Origin of the sequence: Fictibacillus nanhaiensis (genome assembly GCF_036213205.1) — a bacterium.
GTDB classification, from domain to species: domain Bacteria; phylum Bacillota; class Bacilli; order Bacillales; family Fictibacillaceae; genus Fictibacillus; species Fictibacillus nanhaiensis_E.
Map to the genome: position 1 here is coordinate 527199 of NZ_JARMFC010000006.1, position 19803 is coordinate 547001.

Annotated in this window: 19 protein-coding genes and 3 riboswitches; of the genes, 14 read left to right on the forward strand and 5 right to left on the reverse strand. The window is 38.2% G+C overall.

The window, feature by feature from the left end; genetic code table 11:
* Positions 1–22: 22 nt before the first annotated feature.
* Positions 23–676 (reverse strand): YdcF family protein, encoded by a 654-nt coding sequence (locus P4V41_RS09760; protein ID WP_328084639.1) that lies wholly within the window; start codon positions 674–676, stop codon positions 23–25.
* Positions 677–926: 250 nt separating this feature from the next.
* On the reverse strand, positions 927–1760 hold the full coding sequence (locus P4V41_RS09765; RefSeq protein ID WP_197191591.1) for a YitT family protein: 834 nt from the start codon (positions 1758–1760) through the stop codon (positions 927–929).
* A 141-nt stretch (positions 1761–1901) separates the two neighbouring features.
* Between P4V41_RS09765 and P4V41_RS09770 the strand changes: the two genes are divergently transcribed.
* Positions 1902–2576, forward strand: coding sequence for a GntR family transcriptional regulator (locus tag P4V41_RS09770; protein WP_198770743.1), 675 nt, complete (start codon positions 1902–1904; stop codon positions 2574–2576).
* Between the two features lie 56 nt (positions 2577–2632).
* Positions 2633–3253, forward strand: coding sequence for a chloramphenicol phosphotransferase CPT family protein (locus P4V41_RS09775; RefSeq protein WP_328084640.1), 621 nt, complete (start codon positions 2633–2635; stop codon positions 3251–3253).
* 133 nt (positions 3254–3386) lie between these two features.
* Here P4V41_RS09775 and P4V41_RS09780 read toward each other — a convergent pair whose 3' ends face one another.
* Positions 3387–3809: an Lrp/AsnC family transcriptional regulator gene (locus P4V41_RS09780; protein WP_328084641.1), complete on the reverse strand. Its 423-nt coding sequence runs from the start codon at positions 3807–3809 to the stop codon at positions 3387–3389.
* A gap of 168 nt (positions 3810–3977) precedes the next feature.
* Between P4V41_RS09780 and P4V41_RS09785 the strand changes: the two genes are divergently transcribed.
* Positions 3978–4169, forward strand: coding sequence for a DUF1272 domain-containing protein (locus P4V41_RS09785; RefSeq protein ID WP_197191809.1), 192 nt, complete (start codon positions 3978–3980; stop codon positions 4167–4169).
* Between the two features lie 359 nt (positions 4170–4528).
* On the forward strand, positions 4529–5089 hold the full coding sequence (locus P4V41_RS09790; RefSeq protein WP_328084642.1) for an undecaprenyl-diphosphatase: 561 nt from the start codon (positions 4529–4531) through the stop codon (positions 5087–5089).
* 81 nt (positions 5090–5170) lie between these two features.
* Here the strand turns inward: P4V41_RS09790 and P4V41_RS09795 are convergent, their stop codons facing one another.
* Positions 5171–5797 carry a class I SAM-dependent methyltransferase gene (locus tag P4V41_RS09795; RefSeq protein ID WP_328084643.1) on the reverse strand — a complete coding sequence of 209 codons (627 nt, stop codon included), beginning with the start codon at positions 5795–5797 and terminating at the stop codon, positions 5171–5173.
* Between the two features lie 213 nt (positions 5798–6010).
* Between P4V41_RS09795 and P4V41_RS09800 the strand changes: the two genes are divergently transcribed.
* Positions 6011–6400 (forward strand): GNAT family N-acetyltransferase, encoded by a 390-nt coding sequence (locus tag P4V41_RS09800; protein ID WP_328084755.1) that lies wholly within the window; start codon positions 6011–6013, stop codon positions 6398–6400.
* 98 nt (positions 6401–6498) lie between these two features.
* On the opposite strand, the gene P4V41_RS09805 is transcribed toward P4V41_RS09800, so the two are convergent.
* A complete protein-coding gene (locus P4V41_RS09805) occupies positions 6499–7266 on the reverse strand; it encodes an STAS domain-containing protein (protein ID WP_328084644.1) in 768 nt (255 codons plus the stop codon).
* Between the two features lie 273 nt (positions 7267–7539).
* Positions 7540–7653: riboswitch (SAM riboswitch) on the forward strand.
* 67 nt (positions 7654–7720) lie between these two features.
* Positions 7721–7916, forward strand: a riboswitch (cobalamin riboswitch).
* Positions 7917–8071: 155 nt separating this feature from the next.
* Here P4V41_RS09805 and metE point away from each other — a divergent pair.
* From metE to P4V41_RS09850, 9 genes are all read left to right on the forward strand, one after another.
* Positions 8072–10372: a 5-methyltetrahydropteroyltriglutamate--homocysteine S-methyltransferase gene (gene metE / locus P4V41_RS09810; protein ID WP_328084645.1), complete on the forward strand. Its 2301-nt coding sequence runs from the start codon at positions 8072–8074 to the stop codon at positions 10370–10372.
* A gap of 165 nt (positions 10373–10537) precedes the next feature.
* Positions 10538–10736, forward strand: a riboswitch (cobalamin riboswitch).
* A 163-nt stretch (positions 10737–10899) separates the two neighbouring features.
* The gene (locus P4V41_RS09815) at positions 10900–11136 is read left to right on the forward strand and encodes a hypothetical protein (protein ID WP_328084646.1); all 237 of its coding nucleotides are present in this window, start codon (positions 10900–10902) and stop codon (positions 11134–11136) included.
* A complete protein-coding gene (gene mmgD, locus P4V41_RS09820) occupies positions 11123–12256 on the forward strand; it encodes a citrate synthase (RefSeq protein WP_328084647.1) in 1134 nt (377 codons plus the stop codon). Before P4V41_RS09815 ends, mmgD begins: the two co-directional genes overlap by 14 nt.
* Before the next feature lie 85 nt (positions 12257–12341).
* Positions 12342–13775, forward strand: a complete 1434-nt coding sequence (locus P4V41_RS09825) for a bifunctional 2-methylcitrate dehydratase/aconitate hydratase (RefSeq protein ID WP_328084648.1) — start codon at positions 12342–12344, stop codon at positions 13773–13775.
* An 18-nt stretch (positions 13776–13793) separates the two neighbouring features.
* Entirely contained in the window at positions 13794–14708 is a 915-nt protein-coding gene (gene prpB / locus P4V41_RS09830; protein ID WP_328084649.1) for a methylisocitrate lyase, read from the forward strand.
* A gap of 111 nt (positions 14709–14819) precedes the next feature.
* Complete coding sequence (locus tag P4V41_RS09835) at positions 14820–16532, forward strand: acyl-CoA dehydrogenase family protein (protein ID WP_328084650.1); 1713 nt, start codon at positions 14820–14822, stop codon at positions 16530–16532.
* A 15-nt stretch (positions 16533–16547) separates the two neighbouring features.
* Positions 16548–17435, forward strand: a complete 888-nt coding sequence (locus P4V41_RS09840; RefSeq protein ID WP_328084651.1) for an NAD(P)-dependent oxidoreductase — start codon at positions 16548–16550, stop codon at positions 17433–17435.
* An 18-nt stretch (positions 17436–17453) separates the two neighbouring features.
* Positions 17454–18908: a CoA-acylating methylmalonate-semialdehyde dehydrogenase gene (locus P4V41_RS09845; protein ID WP_328084652.1), complete on the forward strand. Its 1455-nt coding sequence runs from the start codon at positions 17454–17456 to the stop codon at positions 18906–18908.
* Positions 18909–19007: 99 nt separating this feature from the next.
* Positions 19008–19793 (forward strand): enoyl-CoA hydratase-related protein, encoded by a 786-nt coding sequence (locus tag P4V41_RS09850; protein WP_328084653.1) that lies wholly within the window; start codon positions 19008–19010, stop codon positions 19791–19793.
* Positions 19794–19803 lie beyond the last annotated feature (10 nt).

The following is a 19803-nucleotide window of genomic DNA, read 5'->3' on the forward strand; positions in this document are numbered from 1 at the left end:
TACTATTCGTATCAAACTAGATTTAAACTATCAGACATACATCCAAAGGAAGAATATCTCCTTTACTTCCATAATGGTTTATTCGTAAATATTCTCCCCACACACGCTTTCTTCCTATTTCTGTTTCCATCCAATTGTTTCTGTTCACTTCGGTTCCTTTGTAAACAGTATTGAATGTAAAAGGAATGTACTCAATTTGATTTGGCAAATGCTTTTTTAAGGTCCTTATTTGTCTGCCAGTAGCATGACTTTTACAAACCACCATTAACGATTGAATCTTCGTAAAGTCAAAAACTTCTAGAGCGCATATAACATTTTCAAGAGAGTTAGTAGATTTTTCTTCAGTAAAAATAATGTGTGAAGGTATTCCTGCACTTATTAAAAATGAGACAATAACTTGTGCCTCAGAGACTTCGCGATCTGTATTCACGTCCCAATCGGGATGGGGAATACCAGTTAAGCTTCTTCCTCCAGTTACTATAATCTTGTCTACGTAGTTAAGATTATAAGCTTCAATGACTTTCTCCCAATGCCCACTATGAGTACCACTAAATACAAAAAGTGCATCACATTTTTGAGGACGTAACTCCTTTTCGAAGGTAATAGCGGTTAAAAATTCAACGTCACTTTCGGTAAATTCTGGAATAATGGGTTCTTTAGGAATGATAGGATTCATATTTGGGCTCCTTAATTAGGCTTTAATTCTATATTTAACAATATATTACATATAAGGGTTTTTGCAAGTATTAATTCTTGTTTGTGCGTGTTTTTGCTACTTTATGACCGAATGAGTTTAGTAATGAATTATTAACTGTTGAAAATCAAATAGAGTGGGGAATAAAGGACTATAAAAAGAGCTTTAAAATCAAAAGGCCGATTCAATAAAATGAATCGACCTTTATGTGTACTTTTATAGAGAGTGAATCTTAAGTTTTAGGAAAAGTAAATCCTTCTCCAAATACATCTCTTACATCATGGACTACAACAAATGCTTTTTCGTCAACACGTTGGATCATCTTCTTTAACAGAAATAGCTCTTGTTTATTGATCACAACGTATAAAATATCTTTAGCTTCGTTTGAGTAATGACCTCTTGCATTAATAATGGTAACGCCACGATCCATTTCATCGCTTACTTTCTTAGCAATTTCGTCCGTGTTTTCAGAAATGATCGTAACAGCTTTTCTAGTATCAAAACCATCAATTAAGTAGTCCAAAATCTTTGTGCTAATATAAATGGAAATTCCTGTGTACATCGTATTTTCGATCCCGATGACAAATGCGGAACCAATAACGACCAGAATATCAAAAACAAACATAGTCGTACTTACACCCCAGCCGAAATGCTGATTCAGCATTCGCGCAATGATGGTCGAGCCACCTGTTGTTCCGCCTGAACGCAACACGAGCCCCAACCCGATTCCGATGAATACACCTGCAAAAACAGTGCCAAGCATAATGTCAACAGGGTTACCCATACCTTCTGTTAAATGAATAAATAGAGAGGTAAAGAAGATAGCAACCATCGTATACCATGTCACTCGTTTATTTAAGACTTTATAACCTATGGCTAAAAGGAAACCGTTCATAATAAAGTTTGTAAGACCTGGTGACCAGCCTAATACATAATATAGAGTCATCGAAATACCGGTAACGCCGCCCTCACCTAATTCGTTTGGGATGGCGAACCAATTTACCCCTAGTGCAAAGAACAGGGATCCTATAATAATTAATGTAATTTCTTTTCCTGTATGGTTCATATTATCACTCCGTTCAACCTGAATACCTAGGATAATATATCATAACGAATTCCTTCGAACAAGATTGTTCTACAATTTTGTTCAATTATTTAGATCTATGTTAGAATAAGGCAAAAGAACGGTTAGGCAGGTAATTTTAAAATGCGTAAAGAAACAGTAGAACAAAGAGTTTATCACTTAATAAAGAACGCAATCTTGAATAGACAAATTGCACCAGGTAACCAGTTATTTGAAAGTGCCATTGCTGAGAAGGTCAATGCGAGCAGGACGCCAATTCGAAGTGCAATCATGAAGCTGAAATCAGAAGGGTTAGTGAATGTTATTCCAAACAAAGGAGCATTCATTGTTCAACCAACGATCGAAGAAATGATTCAAGCGTTTGAGATGAGAAAAACGCTTGAGGAAATGTCGATTCAGAAAGGGTTCTCCAATCTTGGCTCGGATGACGTTGAACAACTTAAACAACTTCTTATTGAAATGAGGACCGCTTTTATAGAACGAAAGATCGTTCCGTATCAAGAGAAAAACAATGCTTTTCATCTAGTCTTAGCAACAGCAAGTGGAAACAGGTATTTAATTGAATTTATGAAGAAAATTTTGAGTCAGATAACAATTTATATGGTGCTCTATGATGTCTTTAATGAAGATTCTAGCAATGAAGAACTAGATATCCTTGAACACGAGCGAATGATCCAATACATTGAAAAGGGAGAAGAAGAAAACTTACGAGCTTTACTTCTGCAGCATCTTGATAACAGTTTAACCAAGCTTCAGCAGGATAAACTAAATTATCAGTCTCTTACAACTTTGTTTTAAATAGGGAGCACACCTTGCCTTTGAATGACTTGATCAAAGACAAAAGGAGTTTTAGTATGGATCAAACAGAAATACAGGGTAGGATTATTATCCTAAATGGTACGCCTCGATCAGGGAAATCGAGCATTGCCTCAGTGATTCAAAATGAATTTGAAGGTGTATGGATGAATATTGGGGTGGACCGAATCATGGATATGACACCTGAGAAATTTCAACCAAGCATAGGTTTAAGACCAGGTGGGGAAAGGCCAGATTTGGAACCAATTATACAGAGAATGTATCTTGCTATGTACAAATCAATTGTAGCTTTCAGTCGTGAAGGCTTGAATGTCATAGTGGATGTTGGTCATCATGATGGTTATTCTCTAGAGCGTAATATTATTAAGCAAGCTGCACAGATTCTTAACGGGACACCAGCATGGTTGATTGGTGTGCGCTGTCCAATTGAAACTGTGATGAAACGACGGATAGAAACCTGGCAAAAAGGCTATACATCGGAAGGAAAGATACCAAGACCAATAGAACTCTGGCAGAAACTTGTTCATATTCCTGGTATTTATGATTTAGAGGTGGATACTTCCTTATATACTCCAGAAGAATGTGCAGCAAAAGTTCATCAAAGGGTTTATGAAGGTTCTCCTCCTATAGCTCTTCAAAAAATACGGAGTGATAATTAAGAACAATTACCTAACAAGCCATTTTTAGTAAAAGTTACTTAATTCATCATACGAAAACAGAGAAAAGACTGATCAAAGGGATGTTTTGTAACCTTATGTTTCAGTCTTTTTTTGGTTTTCCTATTCTGTTTATTTAACTTAAAGATTTATCCGATACGGGTGATGAAAGTCTGATTAACGTAGAAGGTTGTCCAAATGACATGGATTCATCTATGAAACTTTCCAAGGATTGTACGGAATGGGTAACGATTTTAATCAGATAGTTATACTGCCCAGCTAGGCGGTGACATTCGATCACATCACGGTGGTCTTTACAGAAATCAACAAACTGCTTGCATTTCGTATTGTCATATAAGATAAAAGCCATAACCGGTTTATTCATTTTTTCAGGATTAATAATTGCCTTATAACCCTCAATAATCTGCTTATCCTCCAGCTTCTTAACTCGTTCATGAACGGCAGGGTTTGAAAGACCAACTTTCTTACCTAAAGCCGTAATCGATACTCGAGCATCTTGCTGCAAATGTAAAAGGATCTCTTTATCAATTTCGTCCATATCTTTCTCCTCGACTTTAAAAATTTAGGAGCATTCATTCTTTTTCCGATGTTTTCAAAGAAATCCATAAGAAATAGCGTTAATATTCCATGTTAAAACAGTTCTGAGGAAAAATATAATATATGTAAGAGATAATTACAACAAAAAGGGGTTAATAAAATGTTAGAGATGAGAAAGCAATGTGAAAAATGTTCTGTAGAGCTTCATGAAAAGTCGGATGCTTACATTTGTGTCCATGAATGTACGTATTGCCCAACATGCACAACAGAGATGAATCATATTTGCATGAACTGTAGCGGGGAACTCGTTAGACGTCCAAAAGCGGGGTCACAAATAATAAGTTGTGTATTAAGTAAATGAGGCATCTTTTATATCACAATCAAGCAAATCAAAAAAATTTACTAAAATGAGTTTAATAGCTTACCAGTTTGGTAATAATACTAATAACAATAAACTCATTTTAGGAGGAACTAAAATGCTAATGACGACTGTGAAACTAAGCGAGTATGCAGGTAGCAAGGATTTTGATTTAAAAGGTTACATAACTCAGCTAATATCTACACCTTCACAAACGAAATAAATGTATGGCAGCCTATATGGCTGTTTTTTTTGTTTTAGAAAAATTCTGCAAATTACATAAATCTGTTAGAGAGGAATCATATGAAAACCTTACAACTTTCATTATTCTTAAAAGAAAGATTTTAATTATAGGAGGGAATATGATTCTAGAAACAGATTATAAGTGGTTTATGTTAATTAACAAAATCGTTTCAAGCTATCCGCTAATCGATAATTTCATGATTTTCTTTGCGGAATACGTTCAGTATGCATTTGTTTTATTATTGATCATGCTGTGGTGGAGAAATAAAAAAACTGACAGGATAATCGTATTTCAAGCGTTGGTTGCATTTTCATTATCTTACTCAATAAATCGATTGATTGAGCAATTCCTTTATCGAGAGAGGCCATTTATTACGCATGACATCGTTCAATTGGTAGAGCATGCTGCTAACTCTTCTTTTCCTAGTGATCATGCATCTGCTGCAATTTCAATTGCTGTAACCTTAATGTTGGTAACATTTAGGTATAGATATATATGGTGCTTTTTCGCAATCTTAATCACATTTTCAAGAGTATGGGTGGGCGTTCATTATCCATTTGATGTGATAGCTGGAGCATTGAACGGAATACTAATCGCACTTATTACCCATTTTCTACTCATTAGAAAGAAACCAATAGATGTACTGCTTAGAAGACCTATTTTTAACTGTAAGATATAGAAAAAAGAATACCAGATGCCAATTTTTTATCTTGACGTCTGTTATAAGCTTTAATGAAAAATGTTTTACACCTTTACACCTTTACACCTTTACACCTTTGATAGAAACTGTATGAAAACCCCGAGAATCAGGTCCTCCTACTAAGGAAACCTTCTCAAATCCAATATCTATCATGAACGGCATCACTTGATTTTCTGAGACTTCCTTCACACTTTCCCAAGTTTCATTATCTTTACCATTAGAAAAAGTAATAACCACCAATCCACCAGGCTTAAGAACTCTATAGATTTCTGAAATGATGGTATTGACCTCACTCCAAAAATATATGGTTTGGATAGTATACAACTTGGTAAACATATCGTTACTAAATGGAAGTTTATTAAAATTTGCTTGAACCAATTTAGCTCTTTTATTATTGATTTCCTTTTTATTACGTGCCGCAGCCGACCGTATCGCAGTTGAAGACAGATCTAAACCTACAATTTCCTGAACACGATATGTTCCTGTGATCATTTGTATGGCATAACCTGCACCACAACCAAGTTCTAACACTTTATCTTGTTCTTGTAGCTCCAATTGTCCTATTGTCCACTCTGTTTCAGGTTTGTGTTGTCTGACCATCTTTTCTACGATATATGTACCAATCAATCCCTTTGGTATGTGATAGTGTTGATCTATATACTCTTTTACTGAATGAAGTAGTTTCATCATATTCTCCTTTACCGCTGTTTTAAAACATTTGAGCTCTCCCTTCTTATTCGCTTTAGTTCTAGGTGAACCCTCTTGATTCTGTTTTAAATCAATTGTTAGCTTTATAATTGGGAAGAGTGATAATGCTTTTTGAAGGGAGAGATTAAATTGAAGGGACTACATTTTAATATCATAACCTATTCATCTGATTATGCTGAACAAACCGTTAAGATGTGGCGTGATAGTAAATTCGAGGCAATAGGTGTAAAAGAGTCTCATAGTTTTGAAAATCATGTGTACTTTCTGAATAGTATTCTAACTAAAGAGTTTGTCGTCGAATTAGCGATTGTTGATGCAATAGTTGTTGGATTGATTGCTTATAATCAAACAGAAATCAGCCAGCTGTATGTTCATAGCGACTATCAAAAAATGGGTATTGGCCAGGCATTGCTTCAACTAGCAAAGAAGCACTCCTGCGGCAGGTTAACGTTGAGGACATTTGAAGTAAACATGAATGCACAACGCTTCTACGAGAAGAACGGGTTTAAGGTTATTGGAAGAGGAAATGAGAATGAAGAGAATTTGCCTGATCTGCTGTATGGGTGGAAGGAAAGTTATTGAAAACTTTTTATTGTTTGGAAAAAGGACAAAGGTTGGAGCGAAGAATAACGCATCACCTTTGGAATTCGCTCCATCTATTATCAAATCATATACGAAACTTATAAAATGGTTGCAATTACTTCCTTTAGAGATCGATAAGTTTTTATACTACTTGATGAAATGATGTCTATATCAATTGAGTTCATTATCATATCTGGTGAGATCCCAGATATAATTAATTCTGATCCAAGTAGCTGTATTATTTGGTATAATTTTACAATATAACTTAAAATCTCCTTATTGAACTTTTCTATACCTGATACATCTATAACAAGTATATCAATTTCGTTTTTGACGATTTCATTTGAGACAGTTTCAATCAGACTAGTTAATCGCTCATGAGTCATCTTGCCTATTAACGGCATGACTGCCATGTTGTGAACAAGTGGAACGATCGGACAAGCTAATCTCTTAACTTCTTCAAGAGCTTCTAAATAATTTAGTTCAACATTCTTTATTTTTGTTATGTCTTTTTGCACGCCAACGAAATATGTTTTGTTATCTTGATCATTAATAATGGGATCTATAGTTAATTTGTTCCAAAACGGGGTTCCGTTTTTTTGGTAGTTCAAAATTTCAACATTCACACTTTCAAATTTCTTGAGCGCACTACTTATTTTCTGCACATCTTTTTGATCTGTATTCTCACCCTGTAGGAAACGACAATTGTGACCTAAAATATCCTCTTGATTGTAAGCGGTCATGTCCAAAAAACCTTGGTTAACGTATACAATTGGATTATCTTCTAAAGTAGGATCAGTTACGACGAGACCCACTCCTGTATGGTTAAGAGCTTTAACGAAAAAATCCCCATCTAAATTATTCATTTATCCTAACCTTTCTTAAATGATTATTACCATAGTCTACACCAACTGATCGTATAAATCGAACTATAAATTGAATTTAACTTCTACAAACATTTTAAATATCTTATATTTTATGAAAAATTAACTTTTAGTAGCGCTCAAATAGAGCGTAGAAAGCAATCTTTAATGAATTATTTATATTTTATAAAAATGTGTTGTATAAAATTCATTTTGACATACTCATTATATAATGCTAATATAGCTAATAATTTCAAAACTTTCAAAAAAATATAACTCTTATTTAGAGAGGTGGAGGGACTGGCCCTATGAAACCCAGCAACCATTCAACAACTATGTTGAAAAGGTGCTAATTCCTGCAAAGCAACAGATTGCTTTGATAGATAAGAGAGGATTACATAAGTAATAAAAGCCTCTCTATATTTTGATAGAGGGGCTTTTTGTATTTTTAAAAAACTGCATATGAAATGCACCAGGTGCTTTGTAAGTAATTTACACAGCTTAAAAGGGAAGACCGGTTAAATGCCGGCACGGTCCCGCCACTGTGATGGGGAGCGATTTATCAATAGCCACTGTTTCATATTGAATGGAATGGGAAGTGGTAAATTGCTGTGAACCTAAGTCAGGAGACCTGCCTGTTGTGTGCGCTTGTACTCTACGGATGTATAGAGGGGGGTGAGGATTCGTGTTGAGAATACCACAAGGTCTCAACTCTAGTTAACTATGGATGAATCTCTCTTTTCCTATTTGAAAAGAGAGATTTTTTGGTAAAAGAAAGAAAATAAAAATATACAAGGAGTGTGTAAATATGGTTAACAAGGTGCAAAGCTCAAATTTAGGATATCCGAGAATTGGTGAAAACCGTGAATGGAAAAAAGCTCTTGAACAGTTTTGGTCAGGTAAAATTGAACAAGAGGAATTTTTAAAACGAATAGAAGAGATTCGTCTGCAGCATCTTCTTAAACAAAAGGAGCAAGGTATTGATCTAATTCCGGTGGGAGACTTTAGTCTGTATGATCATGTACTGGACACAGCTGTTATGTTCGGTCTTGTACCGAAGCGCTTTAAATACGACGGCGGAAAAGTATCACTTAAAACCTATTTCGAAATAGCCCGAGGTACAGAAGGAGCGGTTGCTTCTGAAATGACAAAGTGGTTTAACACAAATTATCACTATATTGTGCCAGAACTAAATGAAACCTTGCCTGCTCTTGTTGAGAACGGTCCACTTCAATTTTATAAAGAGGCTAAACAAAAACTAGATATTGACGGAAAACCTGTTATCTTAGGACCAATAACATTCGTTAAATTATCTAAAGGATATAAAGACAATGAGTTTAAAACAAAAGTTAATCAATTTGTACCCATCTATGCACAAATTTTACGTGAATTGCAAAAAGAAGGCGTAGAGTGGGTGCAAATCGATGAGCCTATTTTGTCTACAACGATCTCAAAAGAAGAAATTGCTTTATTTCAGGATGTTTATCAAACTTTGAATAATGCAGCACCAAACCTAAAAGTCATTTTACAAACCTATTTTGATAGTTTGGAACATTACGAAGATGTCATCTCTCTTCCAGTTCATGGAATCGGACTAGATTTTGTTTATGATCATGGTCAAAACCTTACGTCTCTGAAGAAATCTGGTTTTCCAAAAGATAAAATTCTTGCTGCTGGAGTAATTGACGGGCGTAATATTTGGCGAGCAAACCTAGATCATAAACGATCCTTACTTAAAGAAATTACGGAATTTGTGCCGATAAATCATCTCATTGTACAACCTTCTTCAAGCTTATTGCATGTACCTGTTTCAGTGAAAAATGAAGATTCAATTATTAGGATTTTAAAAGATGCGTTATCATTTGCTGATGAAAAATTACACGAAATAGTACTTTTAACAAAATGCATCCAGGTTGGGGTAGAATCAATAGAGTCAGAAATAGATGCGAGTGTAACAGCTATTTCTGCATTAAATCATTCATCTGATCGAAACAATAAAGAAGTTCAGAAAGCCGTTCAGAGCCTTGATAATTATAAAGCAGAGCGCGAGGCGCCGTTTATAGTTCGTAAACAATTTCAAGCAGACATATTTCAATTACCACTACTCCCAACTACAACTATTGGAAGCTTTCCTCAAACACAGGAATTAAGAAAACAACGGTTAAGTTGGAGAAAAGGGAACTTGACAAATGATGAATATGAAAAATTTATAAAAGCAGAAATTAAAAAATGGATTGACATTCAAGAAGATCTTGGTTTGGATGTGTTTGTCCATGGAGAATTTGAACGTACCGACATGGTTGAATATTTTGGAGAGAAGTTAGCTGGATTTCAGTTCACAAAATTTGGCTGGGTCCAGTCATATGGCTCCCGTTGTGTGAAACCTCCGCTTATTTATGGTGACGTTGCCTTCAAGAAACCAATGACTATTACTGAAACGCTTTATGCTCAATCGTTAACAACTAAACCGGTTAAAGGAATGCTGACCGGTCCCGTTACCATATTAAACTGGTCGTTCGCACGGGATGATATTTCACGCTTTGATGTTGCCAATCAAATTGCACTTGCGCTGAGAAAAGAAGTAGAGTTACTTGAGGAAAATGGAATTCAAATGATTCAAGTTGATGAACCTGCACTTCGTGAGGGGTTGCCATTAAAGCAGGATAAATGGGAGAGCTATCTTGATTCAGCCATTTACGCGTTTAAACTTGCAACATCATCTGTCAAAAACGAAACACAAATTCACACTCACATGTGTTATTCAGATTTTAAAAATATTATCAATGCGATTAAAGCGCTCGATGCGGATGTTATTTCCATTGAAACTTCAAGAAGTCAGGGAGAGTTAATTTATGCCTTTGAAGAAAATACTTATGACAAAAGCATTGGCCTTGGTGTTTATGATATCCACAGCCCACGTGTACCACAACTTGAAGAGCTGACAAGAAATATTGATCGTGCCCTTCAGGTCCTTGACCCAACTTTGTTCTGGATCAATCCTGACTGCGGTTTAAAAACACGTGGAATTGACGAGACCATTGCAGCATTGAAGAAGATGGTTGAAGCAGCAGTAAAAACAAGAGAAAAGCTACTCGTGATTAAAAGTTAAATGCACACGAGGGATTTAAACAATGCAGAATCAATAAGAAGTTTGGATGATTGGATATCTATTATGAAGTATTACTTGAAGATAATCAGCTGGAATGAAGGCTGATTATCTTTTTTATTTTTATTTGTAAATTTTCTAAATATTTGATATGTTTGAAATGAAAACTAAATATGTGTAGAAATAGGTGCAGATGATTTTTTAAAATCAACTGCTTAAAAGGGAAGTTCGGTTTAAGCCCGACGCTGTCCCGCAACTGTATTTGGGAGCGATTCGAAACATCCACTGCCTTCAGCTATATGAAGGTGGGAAGGTTCGAAAAGCGATGATCATAAGCCAGGAGACCTGCCTGTTTCAGCATACATCAATACCTACGAGGATAGGGGGTGTTAAGTGCGAGCGATAGGAACATGTTTTTTAATTAATGAAAAACATGTTTATTTAACCATCGGTTCATCTTAACAACTTCTTTCAGGAAGTTGTTTTTTTATTGGCATTTTTTAAGTAGGAAAGATTAGAGGTGGACTTCTTTGTTTGGAACAGTAGAGTATTTTATGGATTATTTTAAGACGTGTATTATGAACAATTTTAGTGGTAATAATCGCTTTATGCTGCCTTTTTATTATGAGGAGCAGTTGGAAGAAATTGCGATGCGAACAGGATTGAGTGAGGAAAAAGAATTTTTTTCGAGCAATCTTGAAAGGGCTTACAAATTAATAATGGAAGAGCTATTTGGAGATGGGAGGAAGAAGATTGGGAGCGAATGAGAAATTTTTTCCTGGGTTAGATGGTGTCATTGCAGCAGAAACGAAGATTTCGTTTTTAGATACGGTGCAAAGTGAAATTGTCATACAAGGCTATGATCTTATTAAACTATCTCAATCGAAAGAATATCTAGATATTGTCCATCTTCTGCTAGAAGAAAGATTGCCTGATTCTGCAGAAAAAGCAACATTGGAACAGAAGTTAAAAAGTGAATATGAAATTCCTTCAGAGCTTTTGAACATCTTTAAACATCTTCCGGAGAATACTCATCCGATGGATGGACTTCGAACAGGAATTTCAGCACTTGCAGGATATGACAGTAACCTTGATGAGCGCTCGCTATCCGTTAATAAAAATCGAGCGTATCAGCTGCTCGGAAAGGTGCCAAATATAGTGGCGAACAGCTATCGGGTCATTCAGAAATTGGAACCGATCCGCTCTAACGAAAGTCTTTCCTATAGTGCCAATTTCTTTTATATGATCACAGGACGTATCCCTACGCCATTAGAAGAAAAAATATTTGACCGTTCCCTAGTCCTTTACAGTGAACATGAGATGCCGAATTCTACATTTACAGCAAGAGTTATCGCTTCTACACAGTCCGATCTGTACGGTGCGTTAACCGGTGCAGTCGCATCCTTAAAAGGAAACTTACACGGAGGCGCCAATGAGGCTGTCATGTATATGCTCAATGAAGCAGGCAATGTAGAAAAGTTTGAAGAATTGCTGGAAACTAAGCTATTCAAAAAAGAAAAGATCATGGGCTTCGGTCATCGCGTTTACATGAAAAAGATGGATCCACGGGCTTTGATGATGAAGCAAGCATTAAAGGAGCTGTGTGATCTAAAAGGCGATCATACCTTATATGAAATGTGTGAAGCAGGTGAAAGAATTATGGAGAGGGAGAAAGGCATCTATCCGAACCTGGATTATTATGCAGCTCCAGTCTATTGGATGCTGGGGATTCCGATTCCGCTATATACACCGATCTTTTTTAGTGCAAGAACTGTAGGGCTTTCTGCACATGTTATTGAGCAGCATTCAAACAATCGGCTGTTCCGTCCGCGCGTACATTATACAGGTGAGCGACGAGTATTTCATTCAACAACTGGGGAGTTGTGATTGCCGCCCACCGAGCAAAAATGGATATTTTGGCGAATACCCATTTTCATCATAATCAACTTAGAACAGAAAAGGAAGGTATCCCATGCTAAAAACAAACGAAAATACAAAAACAGACGTTTTATTGGAAGAGATTGCAGATTACGTATTGTATAAAGACATCACTAGTACAGAAGCGTATCAAACAGCGCACTATGTATTACTCGATACACTCGGTTGTGGAATTCTTGCATTGAAGTATCCAGAATGCACAAAGTTTTTAGGACCAGTCGTACCTGGTACAGTTGTACCTAATGGAACAAGAGTGCCAGGCACACCATATGTTCTTGATCCTGTAAAAGGTGCATTTAACATTGGGTGCATGATTCGATGGCTAGACTATAACGATACATGGTTAGCCGCTGAATGGGGCCATCCTTCTGATAATCTTGGGGGTATTCTTGCCGTTGCCGATTACTTAAGCCGAGTGCAGATTGCTGAAGGAAAAGAACCACTCTTAGTTCGGGATATTTTAGAGATGATGATTAAGGCACATGAGATTCAAGGTGTTCTCGCATTGGAAAACAGCTTGAACCGTGTAGGTCTCGACCATGTCCTTTTTGTGAAAATCGCAACGACTGCTGTTGTAACAAAGATGTTAGGCGGAACGCGTCAGGAAATTATCAACGCACTTTCAAATGCCTGGATTGACAATTCTAGTTTAAGAACCTATAGACATGCTCCAAATACTGGTTCACGCAAATCATGGGCGGCAGGTGATGCAACGAGCAGAGGCGTCCACTTGGCTATGATGGCGGTAAAAGGAGAGATGGGCTATCCGACTGGACTATCTGCACCAGGTTGGGGCTTTCAGGATGTCCTTTTTAATAAGAAAGAACTAGTACTTGGCCGTGCGCTTGATTCCTATGTGATGGAACACGTTCTATTTAAAGTATCTTATCCAGCTGAATTCCATGCCCAGACAGCAGCGGAATGTGCAGTTAAGCTTCATCCACAAGTTGTGAACCGACTTGATGAGATCGAAGAGATTAAAGTTATAACACATGAATCAGCTATTCGTATCATTGATAAAACTGGCCCGCTACATAACCCGGCGGATCGCGATCATTGTTTGCAGTACATTACCGCTATTGGATTGCTAAAAGGCGATATTAAAGCAGAAGACTACGAGAATGAAGCAGCAGAGGATCCAAGAATTGATGCATTGCGTGAAAAGATGACAGTGGTAGAAAACAAACAATATAGTGAAGATTACCTCAATCCGAGCAAGCGCTCAATCGCCAACAGTGTACAGATTAAATTCACAGATGGAACAGTAACCGAAAACGTGGAATTAGAGTACCCATTGGGTCATCGTTTCCGTCGTGAAGAAGCGATTCCGAAGATTAAGGAAAAATTCATGAACAATATTAAAACACACTATTCAGGCAAACAGCAGCGTCTAATCGAAGAAACTTGCGATAACTTGGAAAAATTAGAAACTGTGAGAGTAAACGAATTTGTTGATTTGTTCATCTAAATAGGAGGTGGCCAAAAGATGGCATGGATTGTAGATCAACCGTTATCACAAAAAGAACTTGCTGTTCAATTTCAGAAGCTGATATCCAATGAATCGATATTGCAGATTCCAGGTACACATGATGCCATGGCTGCATTGGTTGCTAAGCAAGCAGGCTTTTCAGCTCTTTATTTATCCGGTGCAGCCTATACAGCTAGCAAAGGGCTTCCCGATCTCGGTATCATCACTTCAACAGAGGTGGCAGACCGTGCGAGAGATCTTGTGCGAGCTACGAATCTACCAGTGTTAGTAGATATAGATACCGGGTACGGTGGATACTTGAATGTAGCTCGAACAGCTAGAGAAATGATGGAAGCATGTGTTGCAGCTGTTCAATTGGAAGATCAGCAGCTTCCTAAAAAGTGCGGTCATCTCAATGGAAAACAGCTAGTATCGATCGAAGAAATGGTACAAAAGATAAGAGTGATCAAAGAAGTTGCTCCGTCATTGATTGTAGTTGCGAGGACGGATGCTCGCAACAGTGAAGGATTAGAAGGTGCGATCCAAAGAGCATCTGAGTATGTAAAGGCAGGAGCTGACGCAATTTTCCCTGAAGCACTTGAATCAGAAGAAGAATTTCGGGTGTTCCGAAACCGAATTCAAGTACCTCTTCTTGCCAACATGACCGAGTTTGGCAAGACACCTTACTATACAGCGGAAGAATTCCAGGATATGGGCTTTCAAATGGTCATCTACCCAGTAACATCGTTACGAGTGGCTGCCAAAGCATTCGAACGAGCGTTTCAGCTGATTAAAAAGGAAGGTACACAAAAAGAAGCCCTCAAGGATATGCAAACAAGAAGTGAGCTGTATGACACGATATCCTATTATGACTTTGAAAAATTGGATAATGAAATGGCAAAAACGGTCCTTACAGAAGAGCATAAATCGTAAGAACTTTCCATGAGCTAAGAAGGCGATGATTAGTACCCAGAACAAAGAGGTGAGCTAAAATCATCGCCTTTTTTTAAGCTGATTTTTTTAGTGGAAGTGAGGAGGAAAGTAATGGGCGAAGCAGAGTTACGATGGAATGAATCTTTCTTTTCTCATCTGGAATCCGCTGCTGAAGGATTTACTCCAGAAGATTTTAGTGAGGAAGATCAGCTTATTGCAAAAACTACAGAGTTATTTGTTAAAAACGAAGTGACTTCCCTGCTTGAATCAATAGATCAGCACGATCACGAGAGCGTAAGAAAACTATTTAGAGAAGCGGGCGAGCTTGGCTTACTCAGCATAGAAGTTCCAGAAGAATATGGCGGTTTGTCTCTTAGTAAGAAAATTTCAGGGATTGTAGCCGAGAAGATGGGAGCTGGGGGATCGTTCAGTGTCTCTTTTAATATTCATGCAGGTGTAGGGACATTACCTTATATTTATTATGGAACTGAACAACAAAAACAAAAATACTTGCCGAAGCTTGCATCCGGAGAATGGATCGGAGCGTATGCTCTAACAGAGCCTAACGCAGGATCTGATGCATTAAACGCCAAAACATTAGCTGTTTTAAATGAACATGGAACGGCATGGATTTTAAATGGTGAAAAACAATGGATTACTAACGCGCAAGTGGCTGATGTATATGTTGTATTTGCGAAAACCTATGAAGGGATGACCGCATTTATCGTAGAGCGGTCGTTTAAAGGCGTTTCTGTCGGACCCGAAGAAAAAAAGATGGGAATTAAAGGGTCATCCACAGCAACCTTGGTACTTGATGAAGTCAGTATCCCCATAGAAAATGTTCTAGGAAAAGTCGGAAAAGGTCATTACGTGGCATTGAACATATTAAATATGGCCAGATTAAAGCTCGCGTTCTCGAACATCGGAACATCAAAGCAAGCATTAAAGCTTGCCGTAACCTACGCCAAACAGCGTAAACAGTTTAATCGGCCAATTATCAATTATTCAATGATCCAAGAAAAGATTGCAGATATGGCAGTCTCGATTTATGGAGCTGAAAGTGCAGCCTACAGGACGGCAGATAGCTTGGACCATGTTTTTGACTCTGCTGAGTCTATAGACGAAAAACTTCGTAAACTAGCAAATCATGCGTCTGAATGTGCGGTTAATAAAGTAATCTGCTCTGAAGTACTCGATAGGATTGTCGATGAAGCCGTACAGATTCATGGCGGCTATGGATACATGCAGGAATATGAAGTGGAACGATTATATCGGGATGCACGAATCAGCCGAATTTTCGAAGGAACAAACGAGATCAATCGACTGACAATCGCCAAACTATTGATGAAAAACGTGGATCAAATCACAAACACAGGTTATGAAACGATACTTAATAATCAAGGGAATCGTAACCTTCAATTCATACAGCTCTCATACGGGCTTCTTTACAGATCTTTAAAAGCATTGGCATTCTCTCGTATTAACATCCAGCAGGAGCAAGAATATTCGAGATTGCTAGCTGACATGAAGAAAGAAATTTATGTCATGGAATCCTCATATTTAAGAACGGGGAAAGCCATACAGAAAAATAGCAAAGAAAAAGAGAAGCTAAAAGTGATGATGATAAACGTGATTTGTGAAGAAGGCTACCGCAGAGTTGAAGAATTGGCGGTCTCCCTCTTATCGGGTATAGAAACAGAAGATGAAAAAATACTCGTATTGAATGAGGTACGCAATCTTCCTGTCCCACTCTACAGAAACTTGTTTACTCAAAAACGTGAAATTGCTGAAAAAATGGCTGATCAGGAAAAATATATCGTGTGAACGGAGTGAAGTTCTGTGAAAAAGATCGGGTTTATCGGTTTGGGCAATATGGGTCTTCCTATGTCGAAAAATCTACTTATGTCAAACTTTACTGTGTATGGAATGGATCTGAACAAAGAAGCTGAGATGTCCTTTCATCAAGCGGGGGGCACGATAGGCATATCCGTTGAAAAGATGATTGACCTATGTGATGTTATTCTTACTAGCCTTCCTTCATCAAACGCAGTAGAAGAGGTTTTTTTAGGAAAAGAGGGGCTTGTTCACCTGGCTGAAGCTGGCATCCTCCTGATTGATACGAGTACGGTCTCGCCAGAACTAAATTTGCGCATTGAAGAGGAAGCCCAGAAAAAAGGTATTTATTTTCTAGCTGCACCCGTCAGCGGTGGTGTGATAGGGGCGATAAACCGGACACTTACTTTTATGGTAGGAGGTTCAAAGTCCGTTTTCGATAAGGCGATGCCCGTTTTCAAAGCGATGGGCGAGAATATTTTTCACGTGAACGAAAGGGTCGACAGCGGTACGAATACAAAATTAATCAACAACCTCCTGATTGGATTTTATACAGCAGGCGTTAGTGAAGCTTTACACCTTGCTAAGAATAGTAATCTCGATCTTGACCGGTTGTTTGAGATGCTGAACGTCAGTTATGGTCAGAGCCGTATCTATGAGCGGAACTATAAGAGTTTCATAGCCAATGACAACTATGAACCTGGCTTTTCTTTAAAGTTGTTGCGAAAAGATCTTGGCTTTGCAATAGATTTAGCTGAAAAGAACAACGTAGATCTTCCGGTAAGTAAAATTCTCTTCGACTTGTATGAAGATGCTGAAAAGAACGGCTATGCAGAAAATGATATGTCTGTTTTATACAAAAAAATAAGTGGCCAGAAGACAACCATTTTATAAGGAGAGGTGAGAAAGTAGATGATTATTACCAATATAAAAAAGTTGCAGAATAACATTAATGGAGAATGGGTTGATTCCACAGGAACCGAAGTGGAAGAAGTAGTGAATCCAGCAAACGGAAAAGTGATTGCCTATGTCCCTCTTTCTACGAAAGCTGATGTAGATAACGCCGTATTGGCTGCTCATAACGCTTATAAGACTTGGGGAGCAGTACCTGTACCAAACCGTGCAAGACTGTTATACAAATACCTGCACCTCCTTCAAGAACATAAAGAACAGCTGGCTGAAATTATTACAACGGAAAACGGCAAAACGTTAAAGGATGCGCGAGGAGAAGTACAGCGTGGTATCGAAGTGGTTGAGCTTGCAACAGCGGCACCCACTTTGATGATGGGCGAAGCTTTGCCAGGCATTGCTGAAGGAATAGATGGATCAATCTGGCGCTATCCCTTAGGAGTGGTTGCTGGTATCACACCATTTAACTTTCCGATGATGGTGCCTTTGTGGATGTTCCCACTTGCCATTGCATGCGGAAATACGTTCGTATTAAAAGCTTCAGAACGCACTCCTATACTTGCAGAAAAGCTAGTAGAGCTATTCTATGACTCAGGATTTCCGAAAGGTGTCTTGAACCTCGTACATGGAGCTAAAGATGTTGTGAATGGCTTATTGGAGAACGATGACATCAAAGCCATTTCCTTCGTTGGCTCAGAGCCGGTCGCTAAATATGTGTATCAAACCGGAACGGCTAACGGGAAGCGGGTCCAAGCATTGGCAGGAGCAAAAAATCATGCTGTTGTTCTTGCAGATTGCCATCTTAAAAAAACGGTTCAAGGAATTATTGGAGCGGCGTTTGGCAGCAGCGGAGAACGTTGTATGGCATGTTCAGTTGTAGCAGTCGCTGATAAGGTCGCGGATGAATTTATGGAATTGCTCGTTTCTGAAACACGCAAGCTAAAAACAGGAGAAGGTACATCGGAAGATCACTTCGTTGGCCCATTGATTCGTGAAGTTCACAAAAACCGTGTCCTTGATTATATTGACAGCGGTGTAAAAGAAGGAGCAACATTAACTGTGGATGGTCGCGACCCAAGTAAAGAGGAAGGATACTATGTGGGTGCTACGATTTTCGATCACGTGAAACCGGATATGAAAATATGGCAGGACGAAATCTTTGCACCTGTATTAAGTGTCGTTCGTGTAAAAGACCTTGATGAAGGAATTGAACTAGCCAACCAGTCTAAATTTGCGAACGGTGCAGTTATCTATACGTCGAGCGGCAAAAGCGTCCAACAGTTCCGTGAAAATATTGACGCCGGCATGATTGGGGTAAACGTAAACGTGCCAGCTCCAATGGCGTTCTTTTCATTTGCCGGAAATAAGGCTTCGTTTTACGGAGACCTAGGAACCAATGGTAAAGATGGTGTGCAATTTTACACACGTAAAAAAGTAGTAACGGAACGCTGGTTTTAAAATTAGCAATCAATTTAATTGCCCTCTCTAATGGTAGAAAAAAGGATAATTAGAGGGGGCTTTTCTATTTAACTACCATTTTCATCAGGAGGGAAAATCTTGAACTATCAATACGCTACACTTAAAAATGAAAATTATATTACGACAATTACATTGAATAATCCACCTGCAAATACACTTTCTACTTCTTGTATTCAAGAATTAAGAACGCTTTTTCAGCAACTGGAGCGTGATGATGAAACAAGGGCTATTGTCATTACAGGTGCGGGCCGCTTCTTTGTGGCTGGAGCAGACATAAAAGAATTCGTTTCAAAACTTGGTGATCAGAAACAGGGGTTGGCTCTTGCTGAAGGGGGTCAAGCGCTATGTGATGAAATTGAAGCTCTAAAAAAACCTGTCATTGCTGCGATAAATGGACCGGCACTTGGAGGAGGACTTGAACTGGCGATAAGCTGCCATTTTAGAATCATATCGGATCAGGCGACAGTTGGTCTTCCAGAGTTGAAACTTGGACTGATTCCCACATTTGGAGGTACACAACGACTTCGCAAGATAACAGATACTGCCACAGCATTGGACCTCATACTTACGAGCCGAACTCTTTCGGCAGATGAAGCAGTAGAGCTTAAAATTGCACAGCTCGTAGTAAAGAAAGAGGAACTAATAGAAACAGCAACTGCTGTAGCAACGTCATTTGTTGAAGGAAAAAGTATGACTAGTGTAATGCGGGCTGTGGATTGTATTATACAGGGGAGCAACGAGAGTATGGAACAAGGGTTGGAAAGAGAACGGAAAAGATTTGCCGAGCTGTTCCTTACAGATGATGCGAAAGAAGGAATCCATGCATTCGTAGAGAAACGTAAACCTGACTTTAAACATTCATAAAGGAGTAGAT

Bases quoted from the DNA above. Each gene is read 5' to 3' on its own strand.
- P4V41_RS09760 (WP_328084639.1), bottom strand. From the start codon at position 676: ATGAATCCTATCATTCCTAAAGAACCCATTATTCCAGAATTTACCGAA.
- P4V41_RS09765 (WP_197191591.1), bottom strand. From the start codon at position 1,760: ATGAACCATACAGGAAAAGAAATTACATTAATTATTATAGGATCCCTG.
- P4V41_RS09770 (WP_198770743.1), top strand. From the start codon at position 1,902: ATGCGTAAAGAAACAGTAGAACAAAGAGTTTATCACTTAATAAAGAAC.
- P4V41_RS09775 (WP_328084640.1), top strand. From the start codon at position 2,633: ATGGATCAAACAGAAATACAGGGTAGGATTATTATCCTAAATGGTACG.
- P4V41_RS09780 (WP_328084641.1), bottom strand. From the start codon at position 3,809: ATGGACGAAATTGATAAAGAGATCCTTTTACATTTGCAGCAAGATGCT.
- P4V41_RS09785 (WP_197191809.1), top strand. From the start codon at position 3,978: ATGAGAAAGCAATGTGAAAAATGTTCTGTAGAGCTTCATGAAAAGTCG.
- P4V41_RS09790 (WP_328084642.1), top strand. From the start codon at position 4,529: ATGATTCTAGAAACAGATTATAAGTGGTTTATGTTAATTAACAAAATC.
- P4V41_RS09795 (WP_328084643.1), bottom strand. From the start codon at position 5,797: ATGAAACTACTTCATTCAGTAAAAGAGTATATAGATCAACACTATCAC.
- P4V41_RS09800 (WP_328084755.1), top strand. From the start codon at position 6,011: ATGTGGCGTGATAGTAAATTCGAGGCAATAGGTGTAAAAGAGTCTCAT.
- P4V41_RS09805 (WP_328084644.1), bottom strand. From the start codon at position 7,266: ATGAATAATTTAGATGGGGATTTTTTCGTTAAAGCTCTTAACCATACA.
- metE (WP_328084645.1), top strand. From the start codon at position 8,072: ATGGTTAACAAGGTGCAAAGCTCAAATTTAGGATATCCGAGAATTGGT.
- P4V41_RS09825 (WP_328084648.1), top strand. From the start codon at position 12,342: ATGCTAAAAACAAACGAAAATACAAAAACAGACGTTTTATTGGAAGAG.
- prpB (WP_328084649.1), top strand. From the start codon at position 13,794: ATGGCATGGATTGTAGATCAACCGTTATCACAAAAAGAACTTGCTGTT.
- P4V41_RS09835 (WP_328084650.1), top strand. From the start codon at position 14,820: ATGGGCGAAGCAGAGTTACGATGGAATGAATCTTTCTTTTCTCATCTG.
- P4V41_RS09845 (WP_328084652.1), top strand. From the start codon at position 17,454: ATGATTATTACCAATATAAAAAAGTTGCAGAATAACATTAATGGAGAA.